Below are 15,431 nucleotides of genomic sequence, written 5' to 3'. Positions count from 1 at the left end.
GCCGGGAAACCCCCAAAGAAACGGTCACCGGGCAGAGGCTGGAGGGACGGGCCCGTCAGCGACGAGCGAGGGGCCGGGCCCCGGCCCGCCGGGCATCCGGGCCGTCCAGCCCCGGCCCAGGGCCAGGGGCACGGCTACCTGCACGAAAAGTCGATCAGAGCAGGCCAGGGAGCCGACAGGCGCGACAGATCGCTACGCGCTCCTCCCGGCTTGGCGTCCGGCGACCGCCTGGGGCTGATACCTGCACCAAAAGTCGATCAGAGCAGCGTGGGAGCGCAGGGGCGCGTCAGATCGCTACGCGCTTCTCCCGTTTCGGCGTCCCGCGGCCGTCTGGGGCTGGGATGGGCGAGAAAGACGGCGTGCGGGCCTTCTGTGTGCCTGTGACCAGCCCAGGACGGCCGCCGGTCGCCGAGACGAGAGGAGCGCGTAGCGATCTGTCGCGCCTGTCGGATCCCTGGCCTGCTCTGATCGACTTTTGGTGCAGGTATCAGCCCAGGGCGGTCGTCGGACGCTGAGATAGGAGGAGCGCGTAGCGATCTGCTGCGTCCTGGCCGCGCCCCTGGCCCGGGATCGCTGACGCGGGGCCGAATGACAGGCCGGCCGGCCCCCGGCCCCTCGCCCATCCCTGACGGGCCCGCCCCTGCTCCTTCTCCCCGTGACCGTTCTTTTGGGGGCTTCCCGGCAGTCTTTCGGCTTTCCGGGGCGGGTCGGTCTGTCAAGGGTGGCCGAAGGCCATCGCGAAGCGACGCGACCGCAGGGAGCGCCCTTGACAGGCCGACCCGCCCCGGAAGGACGATGGACTGCCGGGAAACCCCCAAACCTTCTCTGATCCGGCCCATGGGGCTACCGCCCCCAGCCGACCCACCCGCACCCGGGAGGCGGGTGGGCAGCCACCGCCCGACCGACGGGGGTCGAGGGGGAGATAGCGGGCCCCCGCCCCGCCCACGCAAAGGGGCGGCCCCGGGACCTTGTGGTCCCGGGGCCGCCCCTCGGTACTGCCTACTGCCTACCGGCTACCGCTTACGCGCCCTTCGAGAGGTCCGGGCCGGAGCCCGTGGCCTCGATCGGGGGGATGTCGGGCAGGGCCGACTTCTCCTCGCCGCGGAAGGTGAACTTGGCGTCCTCGCCCTCACCCTCCACGCCGACGACCACGATGTGGCCGGGGCGCAGCTCGCCGAAGAGGATCTTCTCCGACAGCAGGTCCTCGATTTCGCGCTGGATGGTCCGGCGCAGCGGGCGGGCACCCATGATCGGGTCGTAGCCGCGCTTGGCCAGGAGCTGCTTCGCGTCACCGCTGAGCTCGATGCCCATGTCGCGGTCCTTGAGGCGCTCGTCCACCTTGGCGATCATCAGGTCGACGATCTGGATGATGTCTTCCTGGCTGAGCTGGTGGAAGACGACCGTGTCGTCGACACGGTTCAGGAACTCGGGCCGGAAGTGCTGCTTGAGCTCTTCGTTGACCTTCGCCTTCATCCGGTCGTAGCCGGTCTTGACGTCGCCCTGGGCGGCGAAGCCCAGGTTGAAGCCCTTGGAGATGTCCCGCGTACCCAGGTTGGTCGTCATGATGATGACCGTGTTCTTGAAGTCCACGACCCGGCCCTGGGAGTCGGTCAGGCGACCGTCCTCCAGGATCTGGAGAAGGGAATTGAAGATATCCGGGTGCGCCTTCTCGACCTCGTCGAAGAGGACGACGGAGAACGGCTTCCGGCGGACCTTCTCGGTCAGCTGGCCGCCCTCTTCGTAGCCCACGTAGCCGGGGGGCGAACCGAAGAGGCGGGAAACCGTGTGCTTCTCGCTGAACTCCGACATGTCGAGGGAGATCAGCGCGTCCTCGTCACCGAAGAGGAATTCGGCGAGCGTCTTGGAGAGCTCGGTCTTACCGACACCGGACGGACCGGCGAAGATGAACGAGCCACCGGGGCGCTTCGGGTCCTTCAGGCCGGCCCGCGTACGGCGGATCGCCTGCGAAAGGGCCTTGATGGCGTCCTTCTGGCCGATGACGCGCTTGTGGAGCTCGTCCTCCATGCGCAGCAGGCGCGAGGACTCCTCCTCGGTCAGCTTGAAGACGGGAATGCCGGTCGCGGTCGCGAGGACCTCGGCGATGAGCTCGCCGTCGACCTCGGCGACGACGTCCATGTCGCCGGCCTTCCATTCCTTCTCGCGCTTGGACTTCGCGGCGAGCAGCTGCTTCTCCGAATCACGGAGCGAAGCCGCCTTCTCGAAGTCCTGGGAGTCGATGGCCGACTCCTTGTCGCGGCGGACGGCCGCGATCTTCTCGTCGAACTCGCGGAGGTCCGGCGGCGCGGTCATCCGGCGGATGCGCATCCGGGAGCCGGCCTCGTCGATCAGGTCGATCGCCTTGTCCGGGAGGAAGCGGTCCGAGATGTACCGGTCGGCCAGGGTCGCGGCCTGGACGAGGGCCTCGTCCGTGATCGAGACGCGGTGGTGGGCCTCGTACCGGTCACGGAGACCCTTGAGGATCTCGATGGTGTGCGGCAGCGACGGCTCCGCGACCTGGATGGGCTGGAAGCGGCGCTCGAGGGCCGCGTCCTTCTCCAGGTGCTTGCGGTACTCGTCCAGCGTGGTGGCACCGATGGTCTGGAGCTCGCCACGGGCCAGCATGGGCTTGAGGATGCTGGCGGCGTCGATCGCGCCCTCGGCGGCGCCCGCACCCACGAGGGTGTGGAGCTCGTCGATGAACAGGATGATGTCGCCGCGGGTGCGGATCTCCTTGAGGACCTTCTTCAGGCGCTCCTCGAAGTCACCGCGGTAGCGGGAGCCGGCGACCAGGGCACCCAGGTCGAGCGTGTAGAGGTGCTTGTCCTTGAGGGTCTCGGGGACCTCGCCCTTGACGATCGCCTGCGCCAGGCCCTCGACGACGGCGGTCTTGCCGACGCCGGGCTCGCCGATGAGGACCGGGTTGTTCTTGGTCCGGCGGGACAGGACCTGCATGACCCGCTCGATCTCCTTCTCGCGCCCGATGACCGGGTCGAGCTTGGATTCGCGGGCAGCCTGGGTGAGGTTGCGGCCGAACTGGTCGAGGACCAGCGAGGTCGAGGGGGTGCCCTCGGCCGGGCCGCCTGCGGTGGCCGACTCCTTGCCGCCCCCGGTGTAGCCGGAGAGCAGCTGGATGACCTGCTGCCGGACCCTGTTCAGATCGGCGCCCAGCTTCACGAGGACCTGGGCGGCGACGCCCTCGCCCTCGCGGATCAGGCCGAGCAGGATGTGCTCGGTGCCGATGTAGTTGTGGCCGAGCTGGAGGGCCTCTCGGAGCGACAGCTCCAGGACCTTCTTCGCCCGCGGGGTGAAGGGGATGTGCCCGGACGGGGCCTGCTGGCCCTGACCGATGATCTCCTCAACCTGCTGGCGAACAGCCTCGAGCGAAATCCCGAGGCTCTCCAGGGCCTTAGCGGCGACACCCTCACCCTCGTGGATCAAGCCCAGGAGGATGTGCTCGGTGCCGATGTAGTTGTGGTTGAGCATCCGGGCTTCTTCCTGAGCCAGGACGACAACCCGCCGCGCGCGGTCGGTGAACCTCTCGAACATCGTTTATCGCTCCTCAGAGCGGTCGGGCAGTTCGGGGTCGGTCCCCGCCCTGTCCTTCCGCATGCTAGTCCCGCGGGACGGGACAGCTCATTCCAACTGCCGACATCCGTCCACGGCTCACCCCCACGTCGGTGAGGAAAACCGGCTGTAAGAGCCGACTACTGCTCCAACTCGATGGTGCGAGACGATGTTCCCGCAGGCCAGGCAGATACCCGTCACAGGTGTACGCCGATGGCGAACGGAACACGCTCAAATCAGCGTGTCGCCCCGATCCACTAGGAATGTCTTACCCGTAAGGACTGACACTCCATGCCGGTACGCATGGTTCCCTCCGCTACGGGCGAACACGCTTGTGTCCCGAATGTGGGACTCCACTCGGCCGATGTTTACGCTACGCGTCGGTATGGGCGCGTCGCGTAACCCGCCGGTCGCCACCGGAGTTGCTCCGGTCATGTCCCTCAGCACCGTGAGCGTCCCCTCGCCCCGCGTCCCGTCCGAGGACGACACCCGCACCTGGTACGAGCGGGTGCTCGGCTGGCCCTGTGCCGGGGGGCCGCCGCCGCGGCTGGTCACCGGGGTCCGCTTCGACGTGCTGGAGCTCCCCCTCGACGCCGGGGCCGCGCTGCTCGGCCGGCCCGGATTCGCCGCCACCGGTCCGGTGGCCGTGGCCGGGCGCAGGATGCGCTTCCTGATCGCTCCTGGCGGTGCCGAGGAGCTGGAGGGGCTGCTCGACTGGCTGGAGTGGGGCGGGGTGGCGCTGGACCTGACCGCCCTGGGCGCGGGGGGCGGGATCACCGCTCCCGTGCCGCCCGGACGGGCGCCGGGGGAATGCCCTCGGGGGGCCGCCGTCTGGCTGCGGCCCCCCGAGCCGGGTTGTGAGGCATCGCTGCCCGCCCTGCCCGGTCCGGGGCAGGGTGCCGGGGCCGGGCCCGGGCTCTGTGCGGAGCCGGCCGGGCCCGATCTCGTACGCCTGGTGGCCGCGGCGGCGACGGAATGCCACCGCGCCCGCCTGGGGCGGCGTACGCCTCAGCCCTTGGCGTTCTCGTAGGCCTCGCGGATCTCGGCGGGGACCCGGCCGCGGTCGTTGACGCTGAGACCCTGGGCCTTGGCCCACGCGCGGATCTCGGCGGTGTCCGGGCTGCCCGCGGCGACGGCGGCGCGGCCCTTGGCGCGGCCGGTGGAGGCGCGCCCGCCGGTGCGGCGGCCCGCCTTCACGAAGTCCTCCAGCGCACCGCGGAGCTTTTCAGCGTTGGCGGTGGTGAGGTCGATCTCGTAGGTCTTGCCATCCAGAGCGAACGTCACGGTCTCGTCCGCCGTGCCACCGTCGAGGTCGTCGACAAGAAGGACCTGAACCTTCTGTGCCACCGGATTTCCTTTCATCGAAAATGCAGTACGCGGAAAGGAAACCGCTTTTGCCTGGAAAACACAAACCCCCGTCGAGAGGTTCAGGACCTCAACAAGGCGGGAAACGTGCGCGATTCGGACATAGGCCACAGGTGGACGGGGGCCCGTAATAGCCTGTCGCGATCGATCAGAGGTGCAGCAGCATCCGGCTGTTGCCCAAGGTGTTCGGCTTCACTCGTTCGAGACCGAGGAACTCGGCGACTCCCTCGTCATAGGAACGCAGGAGCTCCATGTAGACATCGGTCTCCACCGGGGTCTCGCCGATCTCGACGAAGCCGTGCTTCGCGAAGAAGTCCACTTCGAAGGTCAGGCAGAATACCCGGCTCACCCCGACGCGGCGGGCGGTCTCCAACAACTTGGCGAGCACCAGGTGCCCGACACCGGCGCCCTTCAAGTCGCGGTCGACGGCGAGCGTGCGCACTTCGGCGAGGTCTTCCCACATGACGTGGAGGGCCCCGCAGCCCACGACCTGCCCGTCGGAGTCGCGTTCCGCGACCCAGAACTCCTGGATGTCCTCGTAAAGGACCACGGGGGCTTTGTCGAGGAGGATCCGCTGCTGCACGTACTGGTCGAGCAGGCGGCGCAGCGCCGGAACATCACTGGTCCGCGCACGGCGGATCGTCACTGTTTTCGCGTCGTCTGTGGTGGAAAGCTCTCCCATACCCGGACGCTATCGCCCCGGGTCGGTCTCCTGCGCGCCGGAGTCCCCTTCCGGCGCGGCCCTCGACGGGTCCTCGCCGGCCGGTGCGTTCCCGTGTTCGGGTGCGTGTTCGGGTTCGTCGTGCTGGACGATGCGCACGGCGTCCCGGAGGGCCTCGCGCTGTTCGGGGGACATCATGCCGAAGAAGGCGACGAGGGCGGCCGCGGGGCTGTCGCTGGTCGACCAGGCCTCGTTCATGAGGGCGGCCGAGTACGCGGCGCGGGTGGAGACCGCCGTATATCGATAGGCGCGGCCTTCGGCTTCCCGGCGGACCCAGCCCTTCTGATGGAGATTGTCCATAACGGTCATGACCGTGGTGTACGCGATGGACCGTTCCTGCTGGAGGTCTTCCAGGACTTCCCGGACGGTGACCGGGCGGTTCCACTGCCACACCCGCGTCATCACTGCGTCTTCGAGTTCTCCCAAGGGGCGAGGCACAGCAGCACAATAGTGCCGATTGCGGCGAATTGCCCGACTATTCGCCGCAACGCGCGGTGGAAAACCCGGCCGGGGTTACTTCACTTCTGCGACTGCTGGCCGGACTCGGCGCGGGCGAGCGCGGCGTCGACGGCCTCGTCTTCCTTGGCCTTGTTGGCCCCGCCCTGGGTCTTCACGATCGTCACGACGAGTGCGATGAAGAACGCGGCCATCACGAAGGGGGGCACGAGCGCGGAGACGTAGTCCATGCCCCCAAGCGTAGCTACACCGCCGCGCGTCCGGCCGCCGGGGGCGGGGTGGGCTTGCGGCGCGGCGGGAACACCTCGCCCGGCGTGGGCACCGGGCGGGCCGGCGGCTCCTTCGCCGGGACGGGCTTCGGCGGGGGCGGTGTCGGCTGCTCCTTGCCGCCGGCCAGGGCCAGCAGCCGGGTGCGCGGCGCGGGGGCGGCCGCGGGAGCGGTCCCGGTGGCGAGCCTGCGGCGCACGGAGTGCCCGGCGACGGCCCGGGCCCGTTCCAGCACGGCGCCCGCGACCGGGTTGGCCCGCAGGGCGCGCAGGGCGGCCAGGTCGTCGGGCAGGGGCTCGTAGCCGGCGGCCAGGGCGTCCTGGAGGAGCTCCAGATAGCCGGACAGGCTCCCGGGGAGGGCCGCCCGGTACCGGGCGAGATCGTCGAGCAGGAAGGCTCTGAGCCGGCCCGCCTCCAGGACGGCGTCGTCCACCGACGCCGCGAGGCGCAGGCAGTCCTGGACCTCGGGAGCGGTCAGGGGGGCCGTGGAGGACTGGAGGGCGTGGGCGAGGGAACGCCTGAGCACGTGCAGCTCGGCGGCGCTGAACGCCATGCCGCCGCGGGATCCGTAGGGCGTGGGCATGGGGCGAAGATACGCGCTAATCGGACAAAATCCCCTGAGGGTGCGGGATTGCGGCGCGGCGTGGATCCACGCCGCCCCCTCCGGGCGGATCAGCCGGACTCTTTGACGGCTTCCACGAATTGCGCCCAGGCGGCGTGGGTGGTCGCCATCACCAGGTGCGCCGGGTCGGCCCGGTCGGCCACGCGCACCAGGGTGCCGGGCGCGGCCGCCACGTAGACGCAGGCGTCGCCGGCGCCGCAGTAGGACGATTTGCGCCAGTCGGGTCGAGCGTTCGCGGTCATGGTGTCTCCTCCGCAGTGGACGAGGTCGCGGTGCTTCTCGAGCGTGACGCTATCTCCACGAGAGGCACACTCCGGCCAGTTCCGGTAAAAAAACCCGGTCGTCGGAAAGTACGGCCGTTCACAATACGCGCCCCCGGTCACTCCACCGGGAAGGCGTACGCGATCTCGTAGCGGGAGTCGGGGATGACCAGGTCGGCGGTCTCCACGGGGCGGCCGTCGGAGTCGAGGTAGGTGCGCTCGACCCGGGTGATCATGGCGCCGAGGCTGATCCCCAGGAGGTTGGCCTGGTTCTGGTTGGCGCGGGCGGGGCGCGGAACCTCCACCACGGACGTGACGTTGATGCCGATGGAACGCATGCGCGCCACGACCCCGGCGCCGCGGAGCTCTCCCACCTCCGGCAGCACGATCGGGGTCCCGGAGGTGATGGCCAGGGGCTCCCAGGACTCGGAGAGTTCGGCAGGGCTGCCGTCGGCCATGAACTCGTAGCGGGTCAGCACGCAGGGGGAGCCCGGCTCGACGGCCAGCCGGGCCGCGATCCGGTCGGGTGCCGGGACCTGCGGCAGGGTCTTGAACTCCCAGGACGCCGCGATGCCGTGCGCGGCGGCCTCGGAGCGGAAGGTGTTGCCGGAGCCGGGGACCCGGCGGCGGGTGCGGAGCATCCGCATGCGCCGGCGCGGGGTGCGCACGTAGGTGCCGGAGCCGGCGCGGCCTTCGAGGAAGCCCTCGATGATCAGCTGCTCCATGGCCCGCTGGGTGACGCCCTGCCCGACGGAGTACTCCTCCGCGAACCGGGCGCGCGAGGGGAGCCTGTCGCCTATCGCCCATTCACCCGCCTCGATGCGGGTCCGGAGTGATGCGACCACCTGCAAGTACGGTGATTTACGGGGCATTTGGGCCGTCCTGTGCCGTCTCGGCTGTGCCGCTGCGCGAGGGTGTGCGTCCGACGCCGACAAGCTAACCGATCAGGTTCAAGCTGAGGATTCCGCATGACGGACCGCAACCGCGCGGTGGGGCCCCGCCGTACGCGGGACCCCACCGGCGGCCGGACCGGCGGCCGTGTCAGCCGAAGCTGGGCGCGTTGCGCTCGTACACGAGGCGCAGCCCGATCAGCGTCAGCCACGGCTCGTGCTCGTCGATCACCGTGGTCTCCCCGAGGATGACCGGGGCCAGCCCGCCCGTCGCGATGACGCGGACGTCGTCCGGGTCGCCGTCCGGGCCCACCAGGTCCCGGGCGATGCGGTGCACGATCCCGTCGACCTGGCCCGCGAACCCGTAGACCACGCCCGACTGCATCGCCTCGACCGTGGACTTGCCGATCACGTTCCGCGGCCGGGCCAGCTCGATCTTGCGCAGCAGGGCGCCGCGCATCCCGAGCGCCTCCATCGAGATCTCGATGCCCGGGGAGATCACCCCGCCCACGTACTCGCCCCGCACGGACACCGCGTCGAAGGTGGTCGCCGTACCGAGGTCGACGACGATCGCCGGACCCCCGTACAGCTCGACCGCCGCGGCCGCGTTGACGATGCGGTCCGCGCCGACCTCCTTCGGGTTGTCCATCAGGATCGGCACGCCCGTCTTCACGCCGGGCTCCACCACGATCGCCGGCACGTCGCCGTAGTAGCGGCGGGTGACCTCGCGCAGCTCGTGCAGGACCGACGGCACCGTCGAGCAGATCGCGATGCCGTGGATCCCGTCGCCCAGCTCGCTGCCGAGCATCGGGTGCATCCCCATCAGACCCTGCAGCAGGACGGCCAGCTCGTCCGCCGTGCGGCGCGGGTCGGTCGACACCCGCCAGTGCTCGACGATCTCCTCGCCGTCGAACAGGCCCAGGACCGTGTGGGTGTTGCCCACGTCGATGGTGAGCAGCATCGGCTTACACCGCCTCGCGCAGGTCGAGGCCGATGTCCAGGATCGGCGAGGAGTGCGTCAGCGCGCCGACCGCCAGGAAGTCCACACCGGTCTCCGCGTACGCGCGGGCCGTCTCCAGGGTCAGCCGGCCCGAGGACTCCAGGACCGCGCGGCCCGCGACGATGGTCACGGCCTCCTCCGTCTCCGGGACGGTGAAGTTGTCCAGCAGGATCAGGTCGGCGCCCGCGTCCACGACCTCGCGGACCTGGTGCATCGTGTCGACCTCGACCTCCACCGGCACGTCCGGGAAGGCCTCGCGCACGGCCTTGAAGGCCTGCGCGACACCGCCCGCCGCGACCACGTGGTTGTCCTTGACCAGCGCCGCGTCCGACAGCGACATGCGGTGGTTGACGCCGCCGCCGCAGCGGACCGCGTACTTCTCCAGCGACCGCAGACCCGGGGTGGTCTTGCGGGTGTCGCGGACCTTGGCCTTCGTGCCCTCCAGGACGTCCGCCCAGCGGCGGGTGGCCGTCGCGATGCCGGACAGCCGGCACAGGATGTTCAGGGCGCTGCGCTCGGCGGTCAGCAGGTCGCGGGTGCGGGAGCGCACCGACAGCAGCAGCTGGCCGGCCTCGACCTTGTCGCCGTCCTCGGCGTGCCGCTCGACCTCGAAGGCCTCCGTGCAGACGACGGAGAACACGGCCTCGGCGATCCGCAGGCCCGCCACGACGCCGGCCTCGCGGGCCACGAAGTCCGCGATGGCCTCGGCCTCTTCGGAGACGGTCGCGACGGTGGTCACGTCGACCCCGCCGTCCAGGTCCTCGGACAGCGCCATGTGCGCGATGTCCTCGACCTCGATCGGGTCCAGGCCCGCGTCGACGAGGAGCTGGGCGAGCGCCGGGTCCAGGCCGGTCTCCTCGCCGTCGCCGCAGCCGCAGTCGTCGCCGCAGCCGCCTTCGTTCTGCTCGATCAGGGGGAGTTCGGGGGTGCTCACGGTCACTTCTCCAGGCTGAGGGGGTGGTGTACGGACGGGAAGTCCGCGGAGTCGGTGGGGGTGACGACCAGCGCCCGCCGCTCGGTGCTCGACAGCCGCACCACGAGGTGGCGGCGCCAGCCGGCGTCGTCCCGGTCGGGGTGGTCCTCGCGCCAGTGGCAGCCGCGGGTCTCGGCCCGCCGCTGGGCGGCGGCCACCAGGACGCGGGCCACGCACAGCAGGTTGGTCGCCTCCCAGGTCTCCACGCCCGGCACGGCGGTCTTGCCCCGGTTCTCCAGCTCGCCGAGGGCCGTCGTGTACAGGGTCTCCAGCGCCTCCGCGGCCGCCGCGAGGGACCCGGCGGAGCGGAGCACGCCCGCGCCGTCCGTCATGATGCGCTGGACCTCGTACCGGGCCTCGGCCGGCTGGAGCGGACCGGTGGCGGGCACCGGTATCCCCGGGCCGCTGCCCACGGGCGGGTGCGCGGCGATGTCCTCGGCGATCCGCTCGGCGAAGACCAGGCCCTCCAGCAGGGAGTTGGAGGCCAGCCGGTTCGCGCCGTGGACACCGGTGCAGGCCACCTCCCCGCAGGCGTACAGGCCGGGCACGGTCGTGCGGCCGTGCAGGTCGGTGCGTACGCCGCCCGAGGCGTAGTGCGCGGCCGGGGCGACCGGGATCGGCTCGGTCACCGGGTCGATGCCGTGGGCCCGGCAGGCCGCCAGGATCGTGGGGAACCGGTTCTCCCACATCTGCGCCCCGAAGTGCCGGGCGTCCAGGTACATGTGCCGGGCGTCCTGCTCCTGCATGCGCCGCATGATGCCCTTGGCGACGATGTCCCGCGGCGCCAGCTCGGCGAGCTCGTGCTGGCCCACCATGAAGCGGACCCCGTCCGCGTCGACCAGGTACGCGCCCTCGCCGCGGACCGCCTCCGACACCAGCGGCTGCTGGCCCTCGGCGTCCGGGCCGAGGAAGAGGACCGTCGGGTGGAACTGGACGAACTCCAGGTCGGAGACCTCGGCGCCGGCCCGCAGCGCCAGGGCCACCCCGTCGCCCGTGGAGACGGCCGGGTTCGTCGTCGCCGAGAACACCTGGCCCATGCCGCCGGTCGCCAGGATCACCGCGGGCGCGTGGACGGCGCCGACGCCGTCGTGCTGGCCCTCGCCCATCACGTGCAGGGTGACGCCGGCCGTACGGCCCTCCGCGTCCTGGAGCAGGTCCAGGACCAGCGCGTTCTCCACGGTGCGGATGCCCGCCGCGTGCACGGCCTCGACCAGGGCGCGGGAGATCTCCGCACCCGTCGCGTCACCGCCCGCGTGCGCGATGCGGCGGCGGTGGTGCCCGCCCTCGCGGGTCAGCTCGATCTCGCCGGTCTCGGCGGAGGTGTCGAAGACGGCGCCCGCGGCGATCAGCCGGCGCACCGCGTCCGGCCCCTCGGTGACCAGCAGCCGTACGGCCGCCTCGTCGCACAGGCCGGCGCCCGCGACGAGGGTGTCGTCCAGGTGCTGCTCGGGGGTGTCGCCCTCGCCGAGCGCGGCCGCGATGCCGCCCTGCGCCCAGCGGGTGGAGCCGTCGTCGAGCCGCGCCTTGGTGACCACGACCGTACGGCGGCCCGCGGCGGCGCAGCGCAGCGCGGCCGTCAGGCCCGCGACGCCGGAACCGACGACCACGACGTCCGCGTCGACGGACCAGCCGGGGGCGGGGGCGTGCAGCCGTATGCCGGTACCGGCGGCGGCCGCGTTGCCTGGGTTGCCTGTGGTGCTCACGCGTGTGCTCCGAACTCCAATGGGATGTTGTCGATCAGCCGGGTCGTGCCGACCTTCGCCGCGACGGCCAGTACGGCGTGTCCGGTGAAGTCGGGGCCGACGTCGGTGAAGTCCTGCGGGTCCACCAGGGCCAGGTAGTCCAGGACCAGCGGCGGCTCCTGCCGGCCCGCCTCCTCCAGCACGTGCCGCGCGGCGGCCCGTACGGCGTCCGGCAGACCGGTGCCGCCGCCCGCCGCCGACACGGCGTGGGCGTCGGCGGAGGCACGGATCTCGCCGAGCCGGGCCAGGGCGGTGGCGCGCCCGTCGCTGGCGGGGGCCGCCTCCGCGCGGGCGCACAGCGCGGCCTGCGCGGCGAGCCGGTCCCGGCCCGCGAACAGGGCCCGGGACAGGGCCAGCGCGGTACGGCGCTCCACCGGGCCGAGGTAGCGGTTGCGGGAGGACAGGGCGAGCCCGTCGTCCTCCCGGACCGTGGGTACGCCCGCCACCTCGACGGGGAAGTTCAGGTCGGTCACCATGCGCCGGATCAGGGCCAGTTGCTGGGCGTCCTTCTGGCCGAAGAGGGCCAGGTCCGGGCGGGTCAGGTGGAGCAGCTTGGCGACGACGGTCAGCATGCCGTCGAAGTGCCCGGGACGGGTGGCGCCTTCGAGGCGCTCCCCCATCGGCCCGGCGGTGATCCGCACCTGCGGGTCGCCGCCCGGGTAGACCTCGTCGACGGAGGGCGCGAACACGGCGTCGGCACCGGCTTCTTCGGAGATCCGCAGGTCGGCGTCGAGGGTGCGCGGGTAGCGGTCGAGGTCCTCGTTCGCCCCGAACTGGAGGGGGTTGACGAAGACGGTCACCACCACCTGGCCCTCCGGCCCCACCGCCTCGCGGGCCGTGCGGACGAGGGTGGCGTGGCCCTCGTGCAGGGCGCCCATGGTCATCACCACGGCCCGGCGGCCGGTGCGCGGGAGCTTGTGGAGCTCTTCGCCGGTGTTCAGCAGCTGGAGCGGGCCGGTCATCGCTCGGAGTCCTTCGGGTCGGCGGGGTCCGCGAGCACGCCGAGGAGGTCCTCGGCCAGTTCGGGCTTGAGCAGGCCGTGCGCGAGGGCCCGGTCCGCGGTCGTACGGGCCATCGCCAGGTATCCGGCGACGGTGGCCGGAGCGTGCTTGCGCAGTTCCGAGACGTGCGCGGCGACGGTGCCGGCGTCCCCGCGGGCCACCGGCCCGGTGAGGGCGGCGTCGCCGGAGCGCAGGGCGTTGTCCAGGGCCGCGCCCAGCAGCGGGCCGAGCATCCGGTCGGGGTGCTCGACGCCCGCGGTGCGCAGCAGCTCCATGGCCTGGGCGACCAGGGTGACCAGGTGGTTCGCGCCCAGGGCGAGGGCCGCGTGGTAGAGCGGACGGCTCTCCTCCGCGATCCACTCGGGCTCCCCGCCCATCTCGATGACCAGGGCCTCCGCCGCCAGCCGCAGCTCGCCCGGGGCGGTCACGCCGAAGGAGCACCCGGCCAGGCGCTGCACGTCCACCTCGGTACCGGTGAAGGTCATCGCCGGGTGCAGGGCCAGCGGGAGCGCACCCGCGCGCCGCGCGGGGTCCAGCACGGCCGCCCCGTAACGCCCCGAGGTGTGCACGAGGAGCTGCCCGGGACGCACGGAACCCGTCTCCGCGAGGCCCTCCACCAGGCCCGGCAGGGCGTCGTCGGGCACCGTGAGCAGCACCAGCTCGGACCGCTCCAGCACCTGCGCCGGGGACACCAGCGGCACGTCCGGCAGCATCCGCTCGGCCCGGCGCCGGGAGGCGTCGGACACCCCGGACACGGCGACGGGACGGTGCCCGGCCTGCTGCAGCGCACGCGCCAGCGCGGGGCCGACGCGGCCCGCGCCGACGACTCCGACGGTGAGCCGGGCGGGGCGCGGTTCCTGGGATGAGTTCACGCGGTGAGGGCCTTCCGTTCCAGTCCGCGGGGGGTACCGGACGATACGTCGCCATGCTAGGCCCTTTCCCCGGCCCGGTGCCGGTCAGGCCCGCCGGGGGCGGAAAGGGGCCCCGCGGGCCGGGGCGCTTCCGCGATGATCGGGGGCATGAGCGATGACGCGGAGCTGACGAAGCGGCTCGTGGCGGCCTGGAAGGGGGCCCGGCGGGCCCTGACGCACGGCGGGCGGGAGGAGACCGTCCGGGAACTGCTCGCCGGACTCGCCGACGCCCCCTACGACCTGGACGCCCCGGCGGACGTCTACGGCGACGGGGTCGTCGCCGACCTGGAGCAGCGGGTCGCCGGGCTGCTCGGCACCGAGGACGCCGCGTTCTTCCCGTCGGGGACGATGGCCCAGCAGATCGCGCTGCGCTGCTGGGCCGGACGCACCGGGAACCCGGTCGTGGCCCTGCACCCCATGAGCCACCCGGAGCAGTGGGAGGGCGGGGCCCTGACGGCGCTGGCCGGGCTGCGGACCACCCACCCGGTCACGGAGCCCCGCCAGCCGACCCCGCAGGAGGTGCGGGAGCACCCCGAACCGTTCGGCACGCTGATGCTGGAGCTGCCGCTGCGCGACGCCGGGTTCCTGCTGCCGTCCTGGGAGGAGCTGGAGGGGCTGGTGGAGGCCGCCCGGGAGCGGGACGCGGTCGTCCACTTCGACGGGGCCCGGCTGTGGGAGTCCACCGTCCACTTCGGCAGGCCGCTGCCGGAGATCGCGCAGCTCGCGGACTCGGTGTACGTCTCCTTCTACAAGTCGCTGCGCGGGCTGAGCGGGGCCTGCCTCGCCGGACCCCGGGACTTCGTGGAGGAGACCCGGGTGTGGCGCCACCGGTACGGGGGCCGGGTCTTCCGCCAGTTCCCCCAGGCCCTGGCGGCCCTGGCCGGACTGGAACGGGAACTGCCGCGGCTGCCGGCGTACGCGCAGCAGGCCCGGGTCGTCGCGGGCGCGCTGCGGGAGGCCTTCGCGGAGGCGGGCGTCCCGTGGTCCCGGGTCCATCCGGAGGTGCCGCACACCCACCAGTTCCAGGTGTGGCTCCCGTACGACGCCGACCGCCTCACGGAGGCGGGCGCCCGCCTGGCGGAGGAAACGGGCACGGCCCTGTTCCGCCGCTGGTCGGCGGAAGGCCCCCCGGGCCTGTCGGTGACGGAGGTCGAGGTCACGGAGCCGGGCCTGTCCTGGACGGCGGCCGAGGTCCGAGAGGCGGCGGCGGGGTTCCTGGGGCGGGTGTAGGGGCGGGGGCTCACGGTCCGGGCCCGCTATCTCCCCCTCGACCCCCGCCGGCCGGTCGGTGGCTGCCCACCCGCCTCCCGGGTGCGGGTGGGTGCCCGGGTGGGCGGGACCCCCTCGGGCGGTCTCAGAGCAGGTTGGGGGCTTCCCGTCAGTCCCATCGTCCTTCCGGTTCGTGCCGGCCTGTCAAGGGCGCTCCTTCGTCGCGTCGCTACGCGATCGCCTTCGGCGACCCTTGACAGACCGACCCGCCCCGGAAAGCCGAAAGACTGCCGGGAAACCCCCAAAGAAACGGCACGGTCCAGAGGAACAGGGACGGGCCCGTCAGCGATGAGGCGAGGGGCCGGGCCCCGGCCGGCCCGCCAGCCGGGCCCGTCCAGCCCCAGTCCGGGGCCAGGGGCGCGACTACCTGCACGAAAAGTCGATCAGAGC

At 72.1% G+C, this 15,431-nt stretch carries 15 protein-coding genes; 2 read left to right on the top strand and 13 right to left on the bottom strand.

Features of this window, described 5'->3' with window-relative positions; genetic code table 11:
* Positions 1-1,020: 1,020 nt before the first annotated feature.
* On the bottom strand, positions 1,021-3,546 hold the full coding sequence (locus ACIPW5_RS31875) for an ATP-dependent Clp protease ATP-binding subunit (RefSeq protein ID WP_401252402.1): 2,526 nt from the start codon (positions 3,544-3,546) through the stop codon (positions 1,021-1,023).
* A gap of 451 nt (positions 3,547-3,997) precedes the next feature.
* Between ACIPW5_RS31875 and ACIPW5_RS31870 the strand changes: the two genes are divergently transcribed.
* A complete protein-coding gene (locus ACIPW5_RS31870) occupies positions 3,998-4,594 on the top strand; it encodes an SCO3374 family protein (RefSeq protein WP_401252399.1) in 597 nt (198 codons plus the stop codon).
* On the opposite strand, the gene ACIPW5_RS31865 is transcribed toward ACIPW5_RS31870, so the two are convergent.
* The 12 genes from ACIPW5_RS31865 to ACIPW5_RS31810 all read right to left on the bottom strand — a co-directional run bounded on the left by ACIPW5_RS31865 (position 4,573) and on the right by ACIPW5_RS31810 (position 13,733).
* Complete coding sequence (locus tag ACIPW5_RS31865; RefSeq protein WP_401252396.1) at positions 4,573-4,911, bottom strand: Lsr2 family protein; 339 nt, start codon at positions 4,909-4,911, stop codon at positions 4,573-4,575. The genes ACIPW5_RS31870 and ACIPW5_RS31865 overlap by 22 nt on opposite strands.
* Positions 4,912-5,077: 166 nt before the next feature.
* Entirely contained in the window at positions 5,078-5,611 is a 534-nt protein-coding gene (locus ACIPW5_RS31860; RefSeq protein WP_401252393.1) for an amino-acid N-acetyltransferase, read from the bottom strand.
* A gap of 9 nt (positions 5,612-5,620) precedes the next feature.
* Entirely contained in the window at positions 5,621-6,088 is a 468-nt protein-coding gene (locus ACIPW5_RS31855) for a BlaI/MecI/CopY family transcriptional regulator (RefSeq protein ID WP_401252391.1), read from the bottom strand.
* Between the two features lie 80 nt (positions 6,089-6,168).
* Positions 6,169-6,336 (bottom strand): hypothetical protein, encoded by a 168-nt coding sequence (locus tag ACIPW5_RS31850; RefSeq protein WP_401252389.1) that lies wholly within the window; start codon positions 6,334-6,336, stop codon positions 6,169-6,171.
* A gap of 14 nt (positions 6,337-6,350) precedes the next feature.
* Positions 6,351-6,956 carry a hypothetical protein gene (locus ACIPW5_RS31845; protein ID WP_401252386.1) on the bottom strand — a complete coding sequence of 202 codons (606 nt, stop codon included), beginning with the start codon at positions 6,954-6,956 and terminating at the stop codon, positions 6,351-6,353.
* A gap of 89 nt (positions 6,957-7,045) precedes the next feature.
* Complete coding sequence (locus tag ACIPW5_RS31840) at positions 7,046-7,237, bottom strand: DUF397 domain-containing protein (RefSeq protein WP_401252384.1); 192 nt, start codon at positions 7,235-7,237, stop codon at positions 7,046-7,048.
* A 137-nt stretch (positions 7,238-7,374) separates the two neighbouring features.
* The gene (locus tag ACIPW5_RS31835) at positions 7,375-8,127 is read right to left on the bottom strand and encodes a GntR family transcriptional regulator (protein ID WP_401252381.1); all 753 of its coding nucleotides are present in this window, start codon (positions 8,125-8,127) and stop codon (positions 7,375-7,377) included.
* A gap of 169 nt (positions 8,128-8,296) precedes the next feature.
* The gene (locus ACIPW5_RS31830; protein ID WP_401252378.1) at positions 8,297-9,106 is read right to left on the bottom strand and encodes a type III pantothenate kinase; all 810 of its coding nucleotides are present in this window, start codon (positions 9,104-9,106) and stop codon (positions 8,297-8,299) included.
* Between the two features lie 4 nt (positions 9,107-9,110).
* Positions 9,111-10,079, bottom strand: coding sequence for a carboxylating nicotinate-nucleotide diphosphorylase (gene nadC / locus ACIPW5_RS31825; RefSeq protein WP_401252478.1), 969 nt, complete (start codon positions 10,077-10,079; stop codon positions 9,111-9,113).
* A gap of 2 nt (positions 10,080-10,081) precedes the next feature.
* On the bottom strand, positions 10,082-11,821 hold the full coding sequence (locus tag ACIPW5_RS31820) for an L-aspartate oxidase (RefSeq protein ID WP_401252375.1): 1,740 nt from the start codon (positions 11,819-11,821) through the stop codon (positions 10,082-10,084).
* A complete protein-coding gene (panC, locus tag ACIPW5_RS31815; protein ID WP_401252372.1) occupies positions 11,818-12,822 on the bottom strand; it encodes a pantoate--beta-alanine ligase in 1,005 nt (334 codons plus the stop codon). The genes ACIPW5_RS31820 and panC overlap by 4 nt, the downstream gene beginning before the upstream one ends.
* Complete coding sequence (locus ACIPW5_RS31810) at positions 12,819-13,733, bottom strand: Rossmann-like and DUF2520 domain-containing protein (RefSeq protein ID WP_401252369.1); 915 nt, start codon at positions 13,731-13,733, stop codon at positions 12,819-12,821. Before ACIPW5_RS31810 ends, panC begins: the two co-directional genes overlap by 4 nt.
* 147 nt (positions 13,734-13,880) lie before the next feature.
* Here ACIPW5_RS31810 and ACIPW5_RS31805 point away from each other — a divergent pair, with 147 nt between their 5' ends.
* Entirely contained in the window at positions 13,881-15,002 is a 1,122-nt protein-coding gene (locus tag ACIPW5_RS31805; RefSeq protein ID WP_401252366.1) for a threonine aldolase family protein, read from the top strand.
* The last annotated feature ends 429 nt before the right edge of the window (positions 15,003-15,431 follow it).

The organism is Streptomyces sp. NPDC090077 (genome assembly GCF_044747545.1).
In the GTDB taxonomy this organism is placed as follows: Bacteria; Actinomycetota; Actinomycetes; order Streptomycetales; family Streptomycetaceae; genus Streptomyces.
Note: the sequence above shows the minus strand (reverse complement) of the source record. Positions and strands in the feature narration are given on the sequence as shown.